The 13,497-nt window shown below is 62.5% G+C and carries 13 protein-coding genes; 7 read left to right on the top strand and 6 right to left on the bottom strand.

Translation table 11 applies throughout. From position 1 onward, the window contains the following. Window positions 1-153: 153 nt before the first annotated feature. The 3 genes from dctA to B0G74_RS26940 all read right to left on the bottom strand — a co-directional run bounded on the left by dctA (window position 154) and on the right by B0G74_RS26940 (window position 3,391). Entirely contained in the window at window positions 154-1,512 is a 1,359-nt protein-coding gene (gene dctA, locus B0G74_RS26950; RefSeq protein ID WP_132378024.1) for a C4-dicarboxylate transporter DctA, read from the bottom strand. A gap of 68 nt (window positions 1,513-1,580) precedes the next feature. Next, on the bottom strand, window positions 1,581-2,504 hold the full coding sequence (locus B0G74_RS26945) for a hypothetical protein (protein ID WP_132378022.1): 924 nt from the start codon (window positions 2,502-2,504) through the stop codon (window positions 1,581-1,583). Between the two features lie 35 nt (window positions 2,505-2,539). Further along, complete coding sequence (locus B0G74_RS26940) at window positions 2,540-3,391, bottom strand: amidohydrolase family protein (RefSeq protein ID WP_132378020.1); 852 nt, start codon at window positions 3,389-3,391, stop codon at window positions 2,540-2,542. Between the two features lie 143 nt (window positions 3,392-3,534). Here B0G74_RS26940 and B0G74_RS26935 point away from each other — a divergent pair, with 143 nt between their 5' ends. Then, a complete protein-coding gene (locus B0G74_RS26935; RefSeq protein WP_132378018.1) occupies window positions 3,535-4,773 on the top strand; it encodes a LysR family transcriptional regulator in 1,239 nt (412 codons plus the stop codon). A 194-nt stretch (window positions 4,774-4,967) separates the two neighbouring features. Next, window positions 4,968-6,578 carry a Na+/H+ antiporter gene (locus B0G74_RS26930; protein WP_132378016.1) on the top strand — a complete coding sequence of 537 codons (1,611 nt, stop codon included), beginning with the start codon at window positions 4,968-4,970 and terminating at the stop codon, window positions 6,576-6,578. Between the two features lie 45 nt (window positions 6,579-6,623). On the opposite strand, the gene B0G74_RS26925 is transcribed toward B0G74_RS26930, so the two are convergent. Together B0G74_RS26925 and B0G74_RS26920 are read right to left on the bottom strand one after the other, a co-directional pair. Continuing rightward, complete coding sequence (locus tag B0G74_RS26925) at window positions 6,624-7,037, bottom strand: DoxX family protein (RefSeq protein WP_132378014.1); 414 nt, start codon at window positions 7,035-7,037, stop codon at window positions 6,624-6,626. A 169-nt stretch (window positions 7,038-7,206) separates the two neighbouring features. Then, entirely contained in the window at window positions 7,207-8,121 is a 915-nt protein-coding gene (locus B0G74_RS26920; RefSeq protein ID WP_132378012.1) for a LysR family transcriptional regulator, read from the bottom strand. A 221-nt stretch (window positions 8,122-8,342) separates the two neighbouring features. Between B0G74_RS26920 and B0G74_RS26915 the strand changes: the two genes are divergently transcribed. From B0G74_RS26915 to B0G74_RS26900, 4 genes are all read left to right on the top strand, one after another. Further along, window positions 8,343-8,684, top strand: a complete 342-nt coding sequence (locus tag B0G74_RS26915; protein ID WP_132378010.1) for a DUF4148 domain-containing protein — start codon at window positions 8,343-8,345, stop codon at window positions 8,682-8,684. Window positions 8,685-8,734: 50 nt separating this feature from the next. Continuing rightward, complete coding sequence (locus tag B0G74_RS26910) at window positions 8,735-10,048, top strand: serine hydrolase domain-containing protein (protein ID WP_132378008.1); 1,314 nt, start codon at window positions 8,735-8,737, stop codon at window positions 10,046-10,048. 49 nt (window positions 10,049-10,097) lie between these two features. After that, on the top strand, window positions 10,098-10,964 hold the full coding sequence (locus B0G74_RS26905) for an NmrA family NAD(P)-binding protein (RefSeq protein ID WP_132378006.1): 867 nt from the start codon (window positions 10,098-10,100) through the stop codon (window positions 10,962-10,964). Window positions 10,965-11,056: 92 nt separating this feature from the next. Further along, a complete protein-coding gene (locus B0G74_RS26900; RefSeq protein ID WP_132378004.1) occupies window positions 11,057-12,079 on the top strand; it encodes an aldo/keto reductase in 1,023 nt (340 codons plus the stop codon). A 124-nt stretch (window positions 12,080-12,203) separates the two neighbouring features. Here B0G74_RS26900 and B0G74_RS26895 read toward each other — a convergent pair whose 3' ends face one another. Beyond that, window positions 12,204-12,629 carry an organic hydroperoxide resistance protein gene (locus B0G74_RS26895; RefSeq protein ID WP_132378002.1) on the bottom strand — a complete coding sequence of 142 codons (426 nt, stop codon included), beginning with the start codon at window positions 12,627-12,629 and terminating at the stop codon, window positions 12,204-12,206. Window positions 12,630-13,082: 453 nt separating this feature from the next. On the opposite strand from B0G74_RS26895, the gene B0G74_RS26890 reads away from it, so the two are divergent. Continuing rightward, window positions 13,083-13,484 (top strand): VOC family protein, encoded by a 402-nt coding sequence (locus B0G74_RS26890; protein WP_207915705.1) that lies wholly within the window; start codon window positions 13,083-13,085, stop codon window positions 13,482-13,484. Window positions 13,485-13,497: the final 13 nt, after the last annotated feature.

Below are 13,497 nucleotides of genomic sequence, written 5' to 3'. Positions count from 1 at the left end.
CTAATGTCGTTGTGTGGAACCGTTGGCAATGGCAGGGCCACGCCATACGATTCGTATGACTAAATAAAAGTTATGCTTTCAGATCCGGTTTTCGATTTCATCGGACCGGCGGAGCTCACTCATCGGTGCCGCCGGCCTTGCGGACATTCGTGGCTAATTGCCTGCGTGGCCGCTGCTCGTCCGATTGAGGCGCCCCGGCGAAGGCGGAGCCGGCTTGAAGCCGGTTTTCAGTTCACGGCGCAGCGCGCCGCGGTCGAGCGCCTTCTCCCAGTTCGCCACCACGATGGTCGCCACGCTATTGCCGACGATGTTGGTGAACACGAATCCGCTGGACATGGCCTTGTGAATGCCGAGAATCAGGGCGATCGATTCGACCGGAATCGTGTTCGATGCGGCGAGGGTCGCCGCCAGCACGGCAATCGCCGCACCGGATACGCCTGCCGCGCCCTTCGACGTGAGCAGCAAGACGGCGAGCAGTACCAGTTGATCGTGCCAGTTCATCGGCGTGTTGGTGGCTTGGGCGAGGAACACGGCGGCTGCGGCGAAATACAGGCACGTGCCGTCGTGATTGAACGAGTACGCCGTCGGCAGCACCAGACCGACCACCGATTTTTCGCAGCCGAGCCGTTCGAGCTTGTCGATCAATTGCGGGAAGACCGTCTCCGACGAACTCGTACCGATCACCAGCAGCAACTCCGCGCCGATATAGCGCATCAAACGCAGCAGGCTGAAGCCGTTGACTTTCGCGATCGGCCAGAGAATCAGCAAGAAGAACAGCGCGCAGGTCAGATAGAACTCGAGCACGAGTTTGCCGAGCGAGATCAGCGTGCCGAAACCGAACTTGCTGACCGTGAAGGCGATCGCGCCGAACGCGGCGAGCGGCGCGATTTTCATCGTCAAGCCGATGATCCAGAAGAGCGAGCCCGACACCGAGTCGATCAGATTCAACGCCGGCTGCGCACGCTCGCCGATTGCGGCGAGGCCGAATGCGAACAGTACCGAGAAGAACAGCACCTGCAGCACGTCGCCGCCGGCGAACGCGCTGATCGCCGTGTGCGGAATCACGTTCAGCAGGAATTCGCTCGTCGTGACGACGTGATGCGCGTTGGCGACGTACGTATCGACGGCGGCGGAGTGCACGCTATGCATGTCCACGTTCATGCCGACACCGGGCTTGAGCACATTGATGACCACGAGGCCCAGCACCAGGGCGAGCGAGGTCACCACTTCAAAGTAGAAGAGCGCCTTGATCGCCACGCGGCCAACTTTCTTGAAGTCGTTGACGCCCGCGATGCCGCTGCATACGGTGCAAAAAATGATCGGACCGATCAGCATCTGGATGACGCGGATAAAGGCGTCGCCCACGGGTTGCAGATCGATGCCGAACTTCGGAAAGAAGTAACCCGTGGCGATACCTAGCGCCATGCCAGCCAACACCTGGAACGACAGGTCGAGATAGAACGGCTGACGTTCCCTGGGTTTCGCGGCGGTGGACTTGCCGGGCAAGCTCATGGTGTCTCCTTAACAAACTGCGGCGAACTTGGGTTCGCTCAAAAATCGTGAAACGGACGAATGCTGTGTCAGCGTGCGGCGTCGCCCAGAATGTCGAGGCTGTCGGCGAAGATCTCGTCGACGGTCAGCTTGCGTGGCAACAGCTGTTGCTGCTCGCAGAACGCAAGGGTTTCTTCAAGCGGCCCGCGCAGTGCGTCGTAGCCGAATAGCAGTTTGTCCGGCTTGTTGGCGTTTTCCGCGGCGTTCTCTGCGGCGGCCAATGCCTTGCCGCGGCTCAGCAGGTCGTACACGGCACGCACGGCTTGCGGATTCGAATCGGCCAGCGCTTGCGTCACCACCACGACGTGATTGATCGGCACGTAACGATGAAGCGTGTACCACTCGCGGTCGGCGGCGGCCGCATTGCCGATCAGCGGTTTGAATTCAGGCTCGTCCGGCAGATCGTTGCCGAGAATGGCGGCATCGATCTCGCCCGCGCGAAGCATCGGCAGCAGTTGCTTGCCGGGGGCGGCGCGCTGCGCGAAAACGGGGTCGGCATACTCTTCCAGATGCGCGCCTTCGATTGTCACCCATTCGATCTGTTCGAGCGGCACGCCATAGGTTTGCCCGAGAATGGCGCGTACCCACATGCCGGTGGTCTGCGAGTAGGCGCGCACGCCCACCTTCTTGCCTGCGAGACTGCCGACATCGAGTTTGCCCCGCTCCGCATTATAAATAATGCAGCCTTGCTGAAAGCGCGCGGCCACGACAGTGGGCACGAGCACCACCGGCTTGCCATAGGCCTTCGCCTGCAGATACGTGACGATCGCCAGTTCGCTGACGTCGTACGCCTGACGGCGCGCCATCGGCGCGAACGCACGATGAATCGGCTCGACGTCCTCGAACAGCAACTCGACGGCCGGGTCAGTCAGCTCGCCGGCTTTCAGCGCCCGCGTGTGCGGATAGGTTTTCAGCGCGGTCTTCAGGCGCAGCGGTTGTGTGGAGGTGCTCACAATCGGGTTTTCCTGTTTCGTTCGAGGTGAAGATATCAAGCGGCGAGTGCCGGATAAACCGCACGCGCGGTGCCGCCGAAAATCGCTTCGCGCGCGTCGGCGGGCAGCATCGACAGGCTCTCGCGGGCCTCGGCGAGCAGTTGCGGCAGCGCGCCTTCGGCAGCGGGAAAGTTCGAGCCCCACGCAATGCGATTAGCGCCGAATGCGTCGAGCACGCGCGGGAAGAATGCGGCGGGCGTCGACGCGCCACGCGAGGCTTCGACGATCGTGCGATTCGTGAGCTTCAGGAACACCCCCTGATGCGACGCGAGGCTGAAGAGCGGTGCCGCTGCTTCGTACGGCGGGCCGCCAGCGAGTTCGGGACGTGCGAGGTGATCGAGCAGGACGCGGATGTCCGGAAAGCGCGAGAGCATGTTCACGAGCGCGGGAATGCCTTGCGCGGTCATCTGCAGGCAGATCGACACGTTGTGGCGCTGCGCGTAGTCCCATACCGGGAACGAGCGCTCGTCGTCGAGCCAGCCTGCCTGGCCGGGCATCGTGCTGCCGGTGGTGAAAAGGCGCAGGCCCGAGAGGCCCGCGTCGAGCCAGCGCTGCATTTGCGTGACGGCGTCGCTTGCCAGCACGTCGATCGAAAATACGCCCGCGAAACGATCCGCATGGCTGCGCACCGCTTCGACCACATAACTATTGTCGTTGCCGTATACCGTCGAAGCTTGCACCACCACCGCGCGGTCGATGCCGGCTTCGTCCATCGAGGCGAGCAGACCTTCGAAACTGACCGGACGTTTCGCCGACCACTCCGATTGATGGCCGCCGACCGGCGCGAGTGGATAACGTTGTTTATCTGGGGAAATTGCGTGAGTGTGCGTGTCGATGACGACGGACATGAAGGCGCTCCTGACTGAAAACTTTCTAATGGAATGAGCGTTACTGTAAGCGCGATGTGGCCGGAGCCCTCAATACGAAGTGAGGCCCAGCCCATAAATTTACGTTAAGCTAAGGGTTTTCACATAGCCGGTTTGGAGGGGCGATGAAGGCTGTCGAACATGCATCGGCGGACGACGATCTGGCGCGATTGAGGCGTCTCTTCCTGTTCGACGCGGTGTGCGAAGCCGGCGGAATCGGGCAGGCGGCGGTCCGCGCGGGGCGCACGCAGCCGGCGGTGAGCGTCGCCATTAGCAAGCTGGAAGCGAGCTTTGGCGGCCAACTGTTCGAGCGCGGTTTCGGCGGCAGCGAATTGACGGGAGAGGGCGCGATCCTGCAGCGGCGCGTGCGCCGCATGCTCGATCAGATGGAGCGTGCCGTGACGAGCCTGAGCGGCCAATCGGCGGCAAACGCGGCCAAGATTTGCCGCCGTCTGACCGACGCGCAGGTGCGCTGTCATATCGCCATCGCCAACGCGGGGTCCGCGGCGGAGGCCGCGTTGTCGTTGGGCATTTCACAGCCGGCGGTGCATCGGGCCGCGCGGCAAATCGAGCAGAACGTCGGCGTGTCGCTTTACCGGCGGCGCGTGCACAGCGTGTCGGCGAACGCCGCGGGGATCGAATTCGCGCGCTGTCTGAGTCTCGCGCTCTACGAGATCGCGCAGGCAGGGGAGGATCTGGCATACGCCCGCGGGCAGCTCACCGGGAAGGTGGCGATCGGCGTCTTGCCGTTGCTGCCGTCGCGGCTCGTCGCGCGCGCCATTCAACGGCTGCGCGAGCGCTATCCCGCCGCGCGCGTCACGGTCGAAGAGGGTTCCCATGCGCTTTTGCTGCACGAATTGCGCAGCGGCATGATCGACATCATTGTCGGTGGTTTGCGCGAGCCTCGCCTCACGGGCTCCGTGCAGGAGACCGAACTGTTTGCCGATCCTTACGTCGTGGCTGTGCGCAAGGGGCATCGACTGGCCAAACGGAAAACCGTCGGGCTCCTCGATCTCGCCGACTACGACTGGGTCATGCCTCAGCGCAACGTGCCGCGACGCGCGGTGATCGATTCGATTTTCGGGCAGTTGCCCGTCAAGCCGCCTCTGGTGCTCGAGACCAGTTCGCTCGCAATGATGCTCGCGATGCTGATGGAGAGCGATTGCATCACACTGCTATCCCGTGCGCAGATCCGCGACGCCTATCCGGGACGCGAGCTGGTGGCGCTGGAACTGGAGACGCCCGAGGCAAGCCGGGCGGTCGGCTATACCGTGCGCACCGACTGGCTGGGCACGGCGGTGCAGCAGGCCTTCGTCGAGGTTTTGCGCGGAGAATGCGCGGCCGAATCCAACTACGAGCCGTGACGGCCGGTGCGCTAGGCGGTTCCGACTTTCCTGCATGGACGATTATGATCGCGGCGCTGAGGGAATAACGCCGAAGTCTAGCCGGCTTGCAAAGGCGGGCTTCATGGGCGGCTGAAAATGTTTGTACATTACGATATGCAAGCATAACGGTTTCGGCAACAGCCGGCCGCCACCGCACCCTTGAGCGCCCACTGATGAACCACATCGTATTCTTCGAAGGCCTGCTTCTCGTACTGCTCGGCGCGTGCGTGCTATCGTTCATTGCCAGCCGTTTCAATCTGCCTTCGGCTGCCGTGTTGCTGGTCGGCGGTGCGGCGATCGGCTTCGCAACCGATGCGCCCGTCGTTGCGTTCGACCCCGACGTCATCATGGTCGTGCTGATTCCGCCGCTGCTGATGTCCAGTGCGTTCTATACCGCCTGGCGAGAGTTTCGCCGCGAGACGGCACCAATCGCGTCGCTGGCGCTCGGGTCGGTGATTTTCACGACTGCGTGCGTCGGGTGCGCCGTCCATTGGGTCGATCCACAGTTGCCGTGGGCCGCGTGCGTCGCCCTCGGCGCGATCGTGTCGCCGCCCGATGCGGTGGCGGCCAAAGCCCTGCTCGGCGAGTTGCCGTTGCCGGAGCGGCTGGTCACCGTGCTCGAGGGCGAAAGCCTCGTCAACGACGCGTCAGGGCTCGTGATCTATCGCTTCGCGCTGGTTGCGCTGGCGGCGGGCACCTTCAGCGCGAGCGGCGCCGTCCTCACCTTTTCGACGCTTTCGCTCGTCGGCATCGCAACGGGCGCGCTCATCGGCTGGGCAACGATCAAGCTGCTCGGCTGGCTCGAAGACACGCATCTGGCCGTCGTGCTGACCTTCCTCGCTGCGTGGGCCGCGTATCTGCTCGGTGAACGCCTGCATGGCTCTGGTGTGCTGTCGGTGGTGGTGTGCGGCCTGATCGTTGGACTGTGCCAGCACATGACACTCGACGCGACCACGCGGCTGAAAACCACGGGCACGTGGGACGTCGTCGTCTTCGTGCTGGAAGCGCTCGTGTTCATCCTGATCGGCGTGTCGCTGCCCGGTACGCTGGCAAAGCTCGATGCGGGACGAACGTTCTCGTGGTGGCTGCCCGAGCGTGTGTGGGTGGTGGCCGGCGTCACGGTCGCGGTTGTGATCGTCGCGCGGTTCGTCTGGGTGATGGCGGCGATCGCGTTGCCCGAATATCTCCTCTCGCGCGCGCGTGACACCCAGCCCAGAACGGACCTCAAGCAGGCGACTATCCTCGGTTGGGCCGGAATGCGCGGCGTTGTGAGTCTCGCCGCTGCACTGGCGCTGCCCGAGTCGCTGGCCGACCGCGATCTGCTAATTTTCTCGACATTCGCGGTGATCTTCGTGACGGTCCTCGTGCAAGGTCTGACGCTGGCGCCGCTCGCGCGCCTGGTCGGTTTCAACGATGCTCGCGCGTCCGCCGAATCGAAATATCTCACGCAATATCAGGCCCGATCCCTCACGTTTCAGGCGTCGCTGGACGCGCTGAAGCAGATCGACCTCGCGCAATGCAAAGGCAACGAAGACGTGGTGCTGCGGCTGATCGACGAATACAGCTACCGTATCGACAGCAACGTGCGTGCGCACACGGGCGGCGAAACGCTCGTGCACTTGCGGCTGACGCGCCTGAACCTCGGGCTGCGAGCGGTCCAGGCGGGCCGCGCGGCGCTGCTTCAGTTGCACGACGAGAACCGGATCAAGGACAAGACCTTGCACCGGATCGAATCGGAACTCGATTTCGAAGAGGCACGGCTGAAAAAATTGTTGGGGCCGTGAAGCGGCGATGCGCGAGGAAAACGGCACAAGTGGAAAACGCGATGCTTACTGCCGGGCTGTTCCGTCGCGCTGCTCCGCTCGGCCGCCAAAACGGATCTGGCCCGGCCCGGCAAGCGCGATCGTGCCGAACAGAATGAGCAGCATCCACGCGAACTGTCCTTCCGCCAGCGACCAGTCGCGATGGACGAAGGCCAGCGCGACCACCGTGACGATGAGGATCGGCAACGCAGCGAGTCGCGTCGCGATCCCGAGGATCATCAGCGGCGGACAGATGACTTCCGCGAAGATCGCGAATGTAATCGACACGGTTCGACCCAGGTGAAACGGATCTTCGATCGCCGCTGCCTGGCTCGCGTAGTGCATGGCTTTCGGCAAGCCGTGAACTACGAGGACGAGCAGGCTCGCGGTCACTCGTAAATACAGCAGTCCAAAATCCGCGGTCGTTGCCCTTAATTTCACACGCGCCTCCTTGTTCTCGCCTGGATCGAGCGATCATAGGCTAGCGCGGACTGAACGTCCTTCCAGATTCCTTAAGTGTTCTTAAGCGTGAGGTAAAAGGTATTCGCTTTGACCGCTAACGTCGAGCGTCGGCTGAAAAAATCTGAACGAATGGGACTATTTCGACTTGCTAACTCGTACTCGTCAAAGCGACGATAAAGTCAAGAAATACCCTTGCCTTGGCCGGCATGTGGTGCCGCGACGGATGGTACGCATAGAGCGGGAAGCGCTCATCCGGCCAGTCTGGAAACAGGATGACGAGCCGGCCCTCCCGGATCAGGGGCTCGGCTCCAAGCAGCAGCATCTGCGCGACGCCGGCGCCAGCCAGACACGCGTTGAGGAGTGCGCTCGGATCATTCACCGTAAGCCGACCATTCGTTTCGACAACGAGCTTTTTGCGCTTGCGATGAAACTCCCACGGATACGGCTTTCCGGTATCCGGGTTCCGGAATTCCAAACACCTGTGCTCCCCGCGACTCAGCTCTTGAGGCTCCACCGGCCGCCCCCGGCGAGCGAGGTACGAGGGAGATGCGACGGTGACAACCGCGGTGTCGAGGAGCTTTCGCGCGATCAGACTGGATGAGCGAGGTTCGCCGAAGCGCAAGGCCAGATCGAAGCCGTCCATGACGAGGTCGCCGAGTTGATCTCTCGCAATGAACTCGAGTTCGAGTTCAGGATGCGCATCCATGAATTCGTCGAGCTTCGGACCCAGAATGATCCGCGAAAAGACCGGGTCAAGATTGATTCGCAGCTTCCCGCGCACGGTCGCGGCGCCTCCCGCCGCGGCCGCGGCGGCTTCCTCCATGCCCCTCAAGTGCGGCATGACCTGCTCGTAGAACCGCCGGCCCGCTTCAGTCAGGGACACGGCGCGGGTCGTCCGATTGAAGAGCCGTGTTTTCAACCGCCTTTCGAGTCGAGCGATTGCCCGGCTAACCCCGGGAGGCGACATACCCATCAATTCGGACGCGGCTGCGAACGTTCCCGCATCGACGACGGCGGCAAATACGCTGATACCGCTGGAGAGATTCTCGCTGGACGATCTCATGGGCGCTGCATCCTGGTCATTTAATGGTCGGAAGACGTTCAGTCGAATGCCAAGCCGTTATCGGCCGGCCCTGCACCGTGCGTCAAAAACCGCACTATGACTCATTAGTAACCAGCAGTCACTTCACAAGTGTCATTCGTGTCATTTAGTTTCTCATCGCGTTTGCCCACAATGCATCCCAACAGGTCGTTTCAACCTCAGCGATTCAAAGGAGCATTGCCATGAATACCCGTCATCTCACGCTTGCCATCGCGGCCGCCATCGCCTTCCCTGTGGCTGGATACGCGCAGGAATCCAGCTCGATTGTCACTCGTGCGCAGGTGCGCGCAGAGCTTGCGCAACTGGAAAGCGTGGGCTACCGGCCCGGCCGCGCCAATGATCCGCATTACCCCGCCGACATTCAGGCAGCCGAAGCGGCTGTGGCCTCGCAGAAGGGCGCCGAGTCGATCATCGGCAGCAGTGTGGGCGGTGTGCGCAGCGGCTCGTCCGCTTCGGGCAACCGCGTCACCGCAGCGGCGGCCCCCGCGAATGCACCGTTCGACTCGCTTTACGCACATCGCTGATCGGCACATCACACCCATCATTGTTCATTCCAATTTCCAGGGAGTAGGAGATGACCGTTCAACTCACCCGCCGCGATCTGTTGAAGCGAGCATCCGGCCTGCTGGCCGTCGCCGCAGTGGGCGGATTGACCAGCATCGAAACCGAGGCCGCGCAGGTGCGTCAGGCGCGTAATCGCATTCTGGTGCGCAACCCTGCCTTTGCCTCGATCGACCTTTCCTTGCGGGAGGCTGTCGACAATGGCACCGTAGCCGGTGTGGTGGCGATGGGCGCCACGCAGCGCGGCCTCGTCTACGAAGGCGCATCAGGCCATGCCAATCCCCAGGCCGGTACGGCAATGACGCCCGACACGGTGTTCTGGCTGCTATCGATGACCAAGGCGATCACCGCCACGGCCTGCATGCAACTCATCGAGCAGGGCCGGCTTCGGCTCGACCAGCCCGCAGGCGAGATCCTTCCGGAACTGAAGTCGCCGCAGGTGCTGGACGGCTTCGATGCATCCGGACAGCCGAAACTGCGTCCTGCACGAAACGCGATAACCGTGCGTCATCTGCTGACTCACACGTCTGGCTTCACGTACAGCATCTGGAGCGAAAACATCAGCCGGTACGAAAAGGTGACCGGCATGCCGGATATCGGCTACTCGATGAACGGCGCGTTCAAGGCACCGCTGGAGTTCGAACCCGGCGAGCGCTGGCAATACGGCATCGGCATGGATTGGGTGGGCAAGCTGGTCGAGGCAGTGACGGACCAGTCGCTGGAGGTCTACTTCCGGGAGCACATTTTCGCGCCGCTCGGCATGAGCAATTCGGGATTTCTGATCAGCGGCGCACAGAAGCAGCGCGTCGCGACAATGCACAACCGGCAACCCGACGGATCGCTCAAGCCCGCGCCGTTCGAGATCAACCAGCGGCCCGAGTTCTTCATGGGCGGCGGCGGTGCATTCAGCACGCCGCGCGATTACATGGCGCTTCTCCAGATGCTGATGAACGGTGGGACGTACCGCGGCGAGCGAATCCTGCGTGCCGACACCGTGGCGACGATGTTCCAGAATCAGATCGGAGATCTTCAGGTAACCGAAATGAAAACGGCGCAGCCGGCGTGGTCTAACAGCTTCGATCAGTTTCCCGGGACGCCTCACAAGTGGGGGCTCTCCTTCGACATCAACACACAGCCGGGTCCGCATGGCCGCAGCGCGGGCAGCATCAGCTGGGCGGGCCTGCTGAACAGCTATTTCTGGGTCGATCCGGTCAGGAAGGTAGCCGGCACGCTGTTCACGCAGATTCTGCCGTTCTACGACCCTCGTGTGGTGGATCTGTACGGTCAGTTCGAGCAGGGGCTGTATCACGGTTTGCAACGCGCGTGAGCCCCGCTCACGGAGCGGCACACATCTATCTATGCAAGGAGAAGCTGCAATGTATGCAATCACAGGGATAACAGGAAAGGTCGGCGGCGCGGTGGCGCGCACGTTGCTCGCCGCGGGCCAGCCGGTACGCGCGGTGGTACGCGATGCCGCCCGGGCACGTTCGTGGGCTGAGCGCGGGTGTGAAGTGGTGACAGCCGAGATGGACGACGCGGCGTCCCTTGCCGCCGCTTTCGAGGGCACGCAAGGCGTGTTCATTCTGCCGCCGTCCGAGTTCGATCCGTTGCCGGGCTTTCCCGAGGCACGTGCTGTCATTGACGCCGTGCGCGAAGCGCTTCAGTCGGCGGCACCGGGCAAGGTGGTCTGCCTGTCGACGATCGGCGCGCAGGCCACCGAGACCAATCTGCTTACGCAACGTACGCTGATGGAGCAGGCGCTGCGCGATTTACCGATGCCCGTGACATTCCTGCGTCCCGGCTGGTTCATGGAAAACGCCGCATGGGACGTCGCGCCGGCCCGCGACAACGGGATCATCTCCAGCTTTTTGCAGCCGCTCGACAAGGCCGTGCCGATGGTCGCGACCGCGGACGTTGGTCGCGTTGCCGCGCAACTGCTTCAGCAAGCGTGGCGAGGCGCGCGTGTCGTCGAATTGGAAGGGCCGCAGCGTGTGAGCCCGAACGATCTGGCCGAGGCGTTTGCCCGGGTGCTGGGTCGTCCGGTTCGGGCGGAGGTGGTGCCGCGCAAAACATGGGGCGAGCTGTTCCGCTCCCAAGGTACGAAGGACCCATTGCCGCGTATGCGCATGCTCGACGGGTTCAATGAAGGCTGGATCGCCTTCGAGGGTGATCCAGCCGACGTCGTCAAGGGCGAGGTGGAACTGGAAACCGTTCTGCGCGACCTCGTCTCGCAGGCGGGCTAACGCGGGCGCATCCGGTGACGCGTGCAGGATGCCGCGTCGCCGGGTGCTCCGCGCTCATCGTTCATCGAGGGATTCATATCAAGGGATTCGCTATGGAATACAGCACACTCGGCAGGTCTGGGCTGCGCATTTCGCGTCTTTGTCTTGGCGCCATGACCTTTGGCGCCGGTACCGGCATCTGGGGCGAAATTGCCGGCCTCGACCGTGCCCAGGCCACGCGGCTTGTCGCGATGGCCGTCGAGCGCGGTATCAATCTGATCGATACCGCTGACGCCTATTCGCAAGGGCAATCTGAAGCGGTCGTCGGTCAGGCGCTGGCCGATCTTGGACTCGACGAATCGCGCATGCTGGTCGCGACCAAAGTCCGGCTGCGCACAGGAGCCGGCCACAACGACGTCGGGCTCGGCCGCTCGCACATCATGCGGTCGGTGGAAACGAGTCTTCGGCGTATCGGCCGGGATCATATCGACCTGTTTCAGTTGCACGACCGCGATGAACTCGTTCCGCTGGAAGAAACGCTGCGTGCTCTCGACGACCTGGTGAGGCAGGGCAAGGTGCGCCACCTCGGGGTCTGCAACTTCAGCGCGGGCGACCTGGAGCGTGCACAGGGCATTACCGCCCGCACGCACTGGGCTCGCATTGTCAGCAATCAGGTTCACTATGCGCTGACGAGCCGCGACGTCGAGCATGAGATCGCGCCCGTGGCAAAGGCGAACGATGTTGCGCTTATGGTGTGGAGTCCGCTCGCGGGAGGATACCTGAGCGGTAAGTACACGCAGGGAAGCAGCGGCGAAACCGGGCGTCGGACCAGGCTGAATTTTCCGCCGATCGATCCCGCAAAGGCGGATCCTATCGTTCGCGTAGTGTGCGACATCGCTGCGGAGTTGAACGCGTCGCCCGCTCAGGTGGCATTGGCGTGGATTCTGGCACGCCGTGAAGTCTGTTCTGTCATTGTGGGCGCGCGCACGCCAGAGCAACTCGCCGCTAACCTCGACGCTCAGCAGATCGCGTTGAACGCGGCGCAGACCGAACGTCTGAATCAGGTTTCGCAGCCGCACCTGCCTTATCCTTACTGGATGCAGCAGTTCCACGACAAGGATCGGGTGGTGGTCTGATTGCTTGGCAAGTGACAATTCTGTCACCCGATCGAGGACGACGAAAGAATGCAGCGGATGCCGTGCCGCTCTACGCGACACGGCATCCGCTGCTTGCACAAAAAAGCGCGTGTTGACGTGCCGTTTAGACCAGCGTCAGCTTGACGTCGATGTTGTTGCGCGTCGCGTTCGAATAAGGACAGACCACATGCGCCTTGTCGATCAGCGCTTGCGCCTCTGCGCGGTCCATGCCCGGCAGCGAGATTTTCAGTTCGACTTCGATGCCGAAGCCATTGGGAATCTGTCCGATGCCGACGCTGCCGTCAATGGCGACGTCCTTTGGCAACGTGATCTTCTCGCGCGCGCTGACCGCCCTCAACGCGCCGATGAAGCACGCGCTATATCCCGCCGCGAAGAGCTGCTCGGGGTTGGTTCCGTCGCCGCCTCCGCCGCCGAGCTCCTTCGGCGTGGTCAGCTTGAGATCGAGGTTGCTCTCGGGAACCGTCGCACGCCCGTCGCGCCCGCCGGTGACGTGCGCATGAGCACGGTACAAGACTTTTTCAATCGACATTCGAGACTCCTTTACGTGTCAGGGTGGTCGAAGACTTCCCGGTGCGTCAGCAAGTTGAAGGCCGCGCCGTGAAGCGTCATGCACAAGCATACTCAAAGCGACGCGAACGCGCTCGGTGCGAGCCGGGCCGCTCGATCAAGCGACGTGTGCATGCTTGATCAAGACGATAGTACCAACGCAACAGTCGTGTCGACCGGACAATCACGAAGCAATCCCAACCGGTCGTCTACCCCGACAGCGCAAGCATCTCCTGGAAGCGAGGTAGTCGCAGCAACCGGCACGAAACGCGGGCAAGCCACGCACACGCTAGCATCGCACAGCCGGAAACGCCCGTGGCGCGGGCCTGCGCGACCCATGGCACGAGCACGGTGATGCGAGTATTGAATGTGAGCTTTTACTCGTAATATCCTCCGTACGGAACGCAACGAGCGATCCGATTCAACGGAGATCGACATGACCGATATCACGACCGCCATGAAGCTCAATCACGTGAGCTTCCCTTCATCCGATGTGCGTGCCACCGCCACCTTCTTCGAGGACCATCTAGGCTGTACGGTTGCCGCGCGAGGGACGAGCTGGTTTCTGAAACGCCCCGGATTCGACATCGTGATCGATGCCGCCGACCATCCGGTGCAATGGCCTCACAACTTTCACATCGGCTTCGAACTGGCGTCCCTCGACGAGGTTCGCGGGCTTTACGAGCGGATGGCCGCCGCGGGTGTCGTGATGAAAACCGGCGTCTTCAAGCATGAACGCGGCTCGCGATTTTTCTGCGAGGTACCCGGCGGCGTGCTCGTCGAAATCAATACGCGTTCGGATGCCGACGAGCAATATCGCGGCACCTTCGACCTCTGACCTTCCCGGCGAT

This window comes from Paraburkholderia sp. BL9I2N2 (genome assembly GCF_004339745.1).
GTDB lineage: Bacteria > Pseudomonadota > Gammaproteobacteria > Burkholderiales > Burkholderiaceae > Paraburkholderia.
Note: the sequence above shows the minus strand (reverse complement) of the source record. Positions and strands in the feature narration are given on the sequence as shown.

Excerpts from the sequence above, each read along its gene's own strand:
- dctA (WP_132378024.1), bottom strand. The coding sequence starts at position 1,512 with ATGAGCTTGCCCGGCAAGTCCACCGCCGCGAAACCCAGGGAACGTCAG.
- B0G74_RS26940 (WP_132378020.1), bottom strand. The coding sequence starts at position 3,391 with ATGTCCGTCGTCATCGACACGCACACTCACGCAATTTCCCCAGATAAA.
- B0G74_RS26935 (WP_132378018.1), top strand. The coding sequence starts at position 3,535 with ATGAAGGCTGTCGAACATGCATCGGCGGACGACGATCTGGCGCGATTG.
- B0G74_RS26930 (WP_132378016.1), top strand. The coding sequence starts at position 4,968 with ATGAACCACATCGTATTCTTCGAAGGCCTGCTTCTCGTACTGCTCGGC.
- B0G74_RS26920 (WP_132378012.1), bottom strand. The coding sequence starts at position 8,121 with ATGAGATCGTCCAGCGAGAATCTCTCCAGCGGTATCAGCGTATTTGCC.
- B0G74_RS26915 (WP_132378010.1), top strand. The coding sequence starts at position 8,343 with ATGAATACCCGTCATCTCACGCTTGCCATCGCGGCCGCCATCGCCTTC.
- B0G74_RS26910 (WP_132378008.1), top strand. The coding sequence starts at position 8,735 with ATGACCGTTCAACTCACCCGCCGCGATCTGTTGAAGCGAGCATCCGGC.
- B0G74_RS26905 (WP_132378006.1), top strand. The coding sequence starts at position 10,098 with ATGTATGCAATCACAGGGATAACAGGAAAGGTCGGCGGCGCGGTGGCG.
- B0G74_RS26900 (WP_132378004.1), top strand. The coding sequence starts at position 11,057 with ATGGAATACAGCACACTCGGCAGGTCTGGGCTGCGCATTTCGCGTCTT.
- B0G74_RS26895 (WP_132378002.1), bottom strand. The coding sequence starts at position 12,629 with ATGTCGATTGAAAAAGTCTTGTACCGTGCTCATGCGCACGTCACCGGC.
- B0G74_RS26890 (WP_207915705.1), top strand. The coding sequence starts at position 13,083 with ATGACCGATATCACGACCGCCATGAAGCTCAATCACGTGAGCTTCCCT.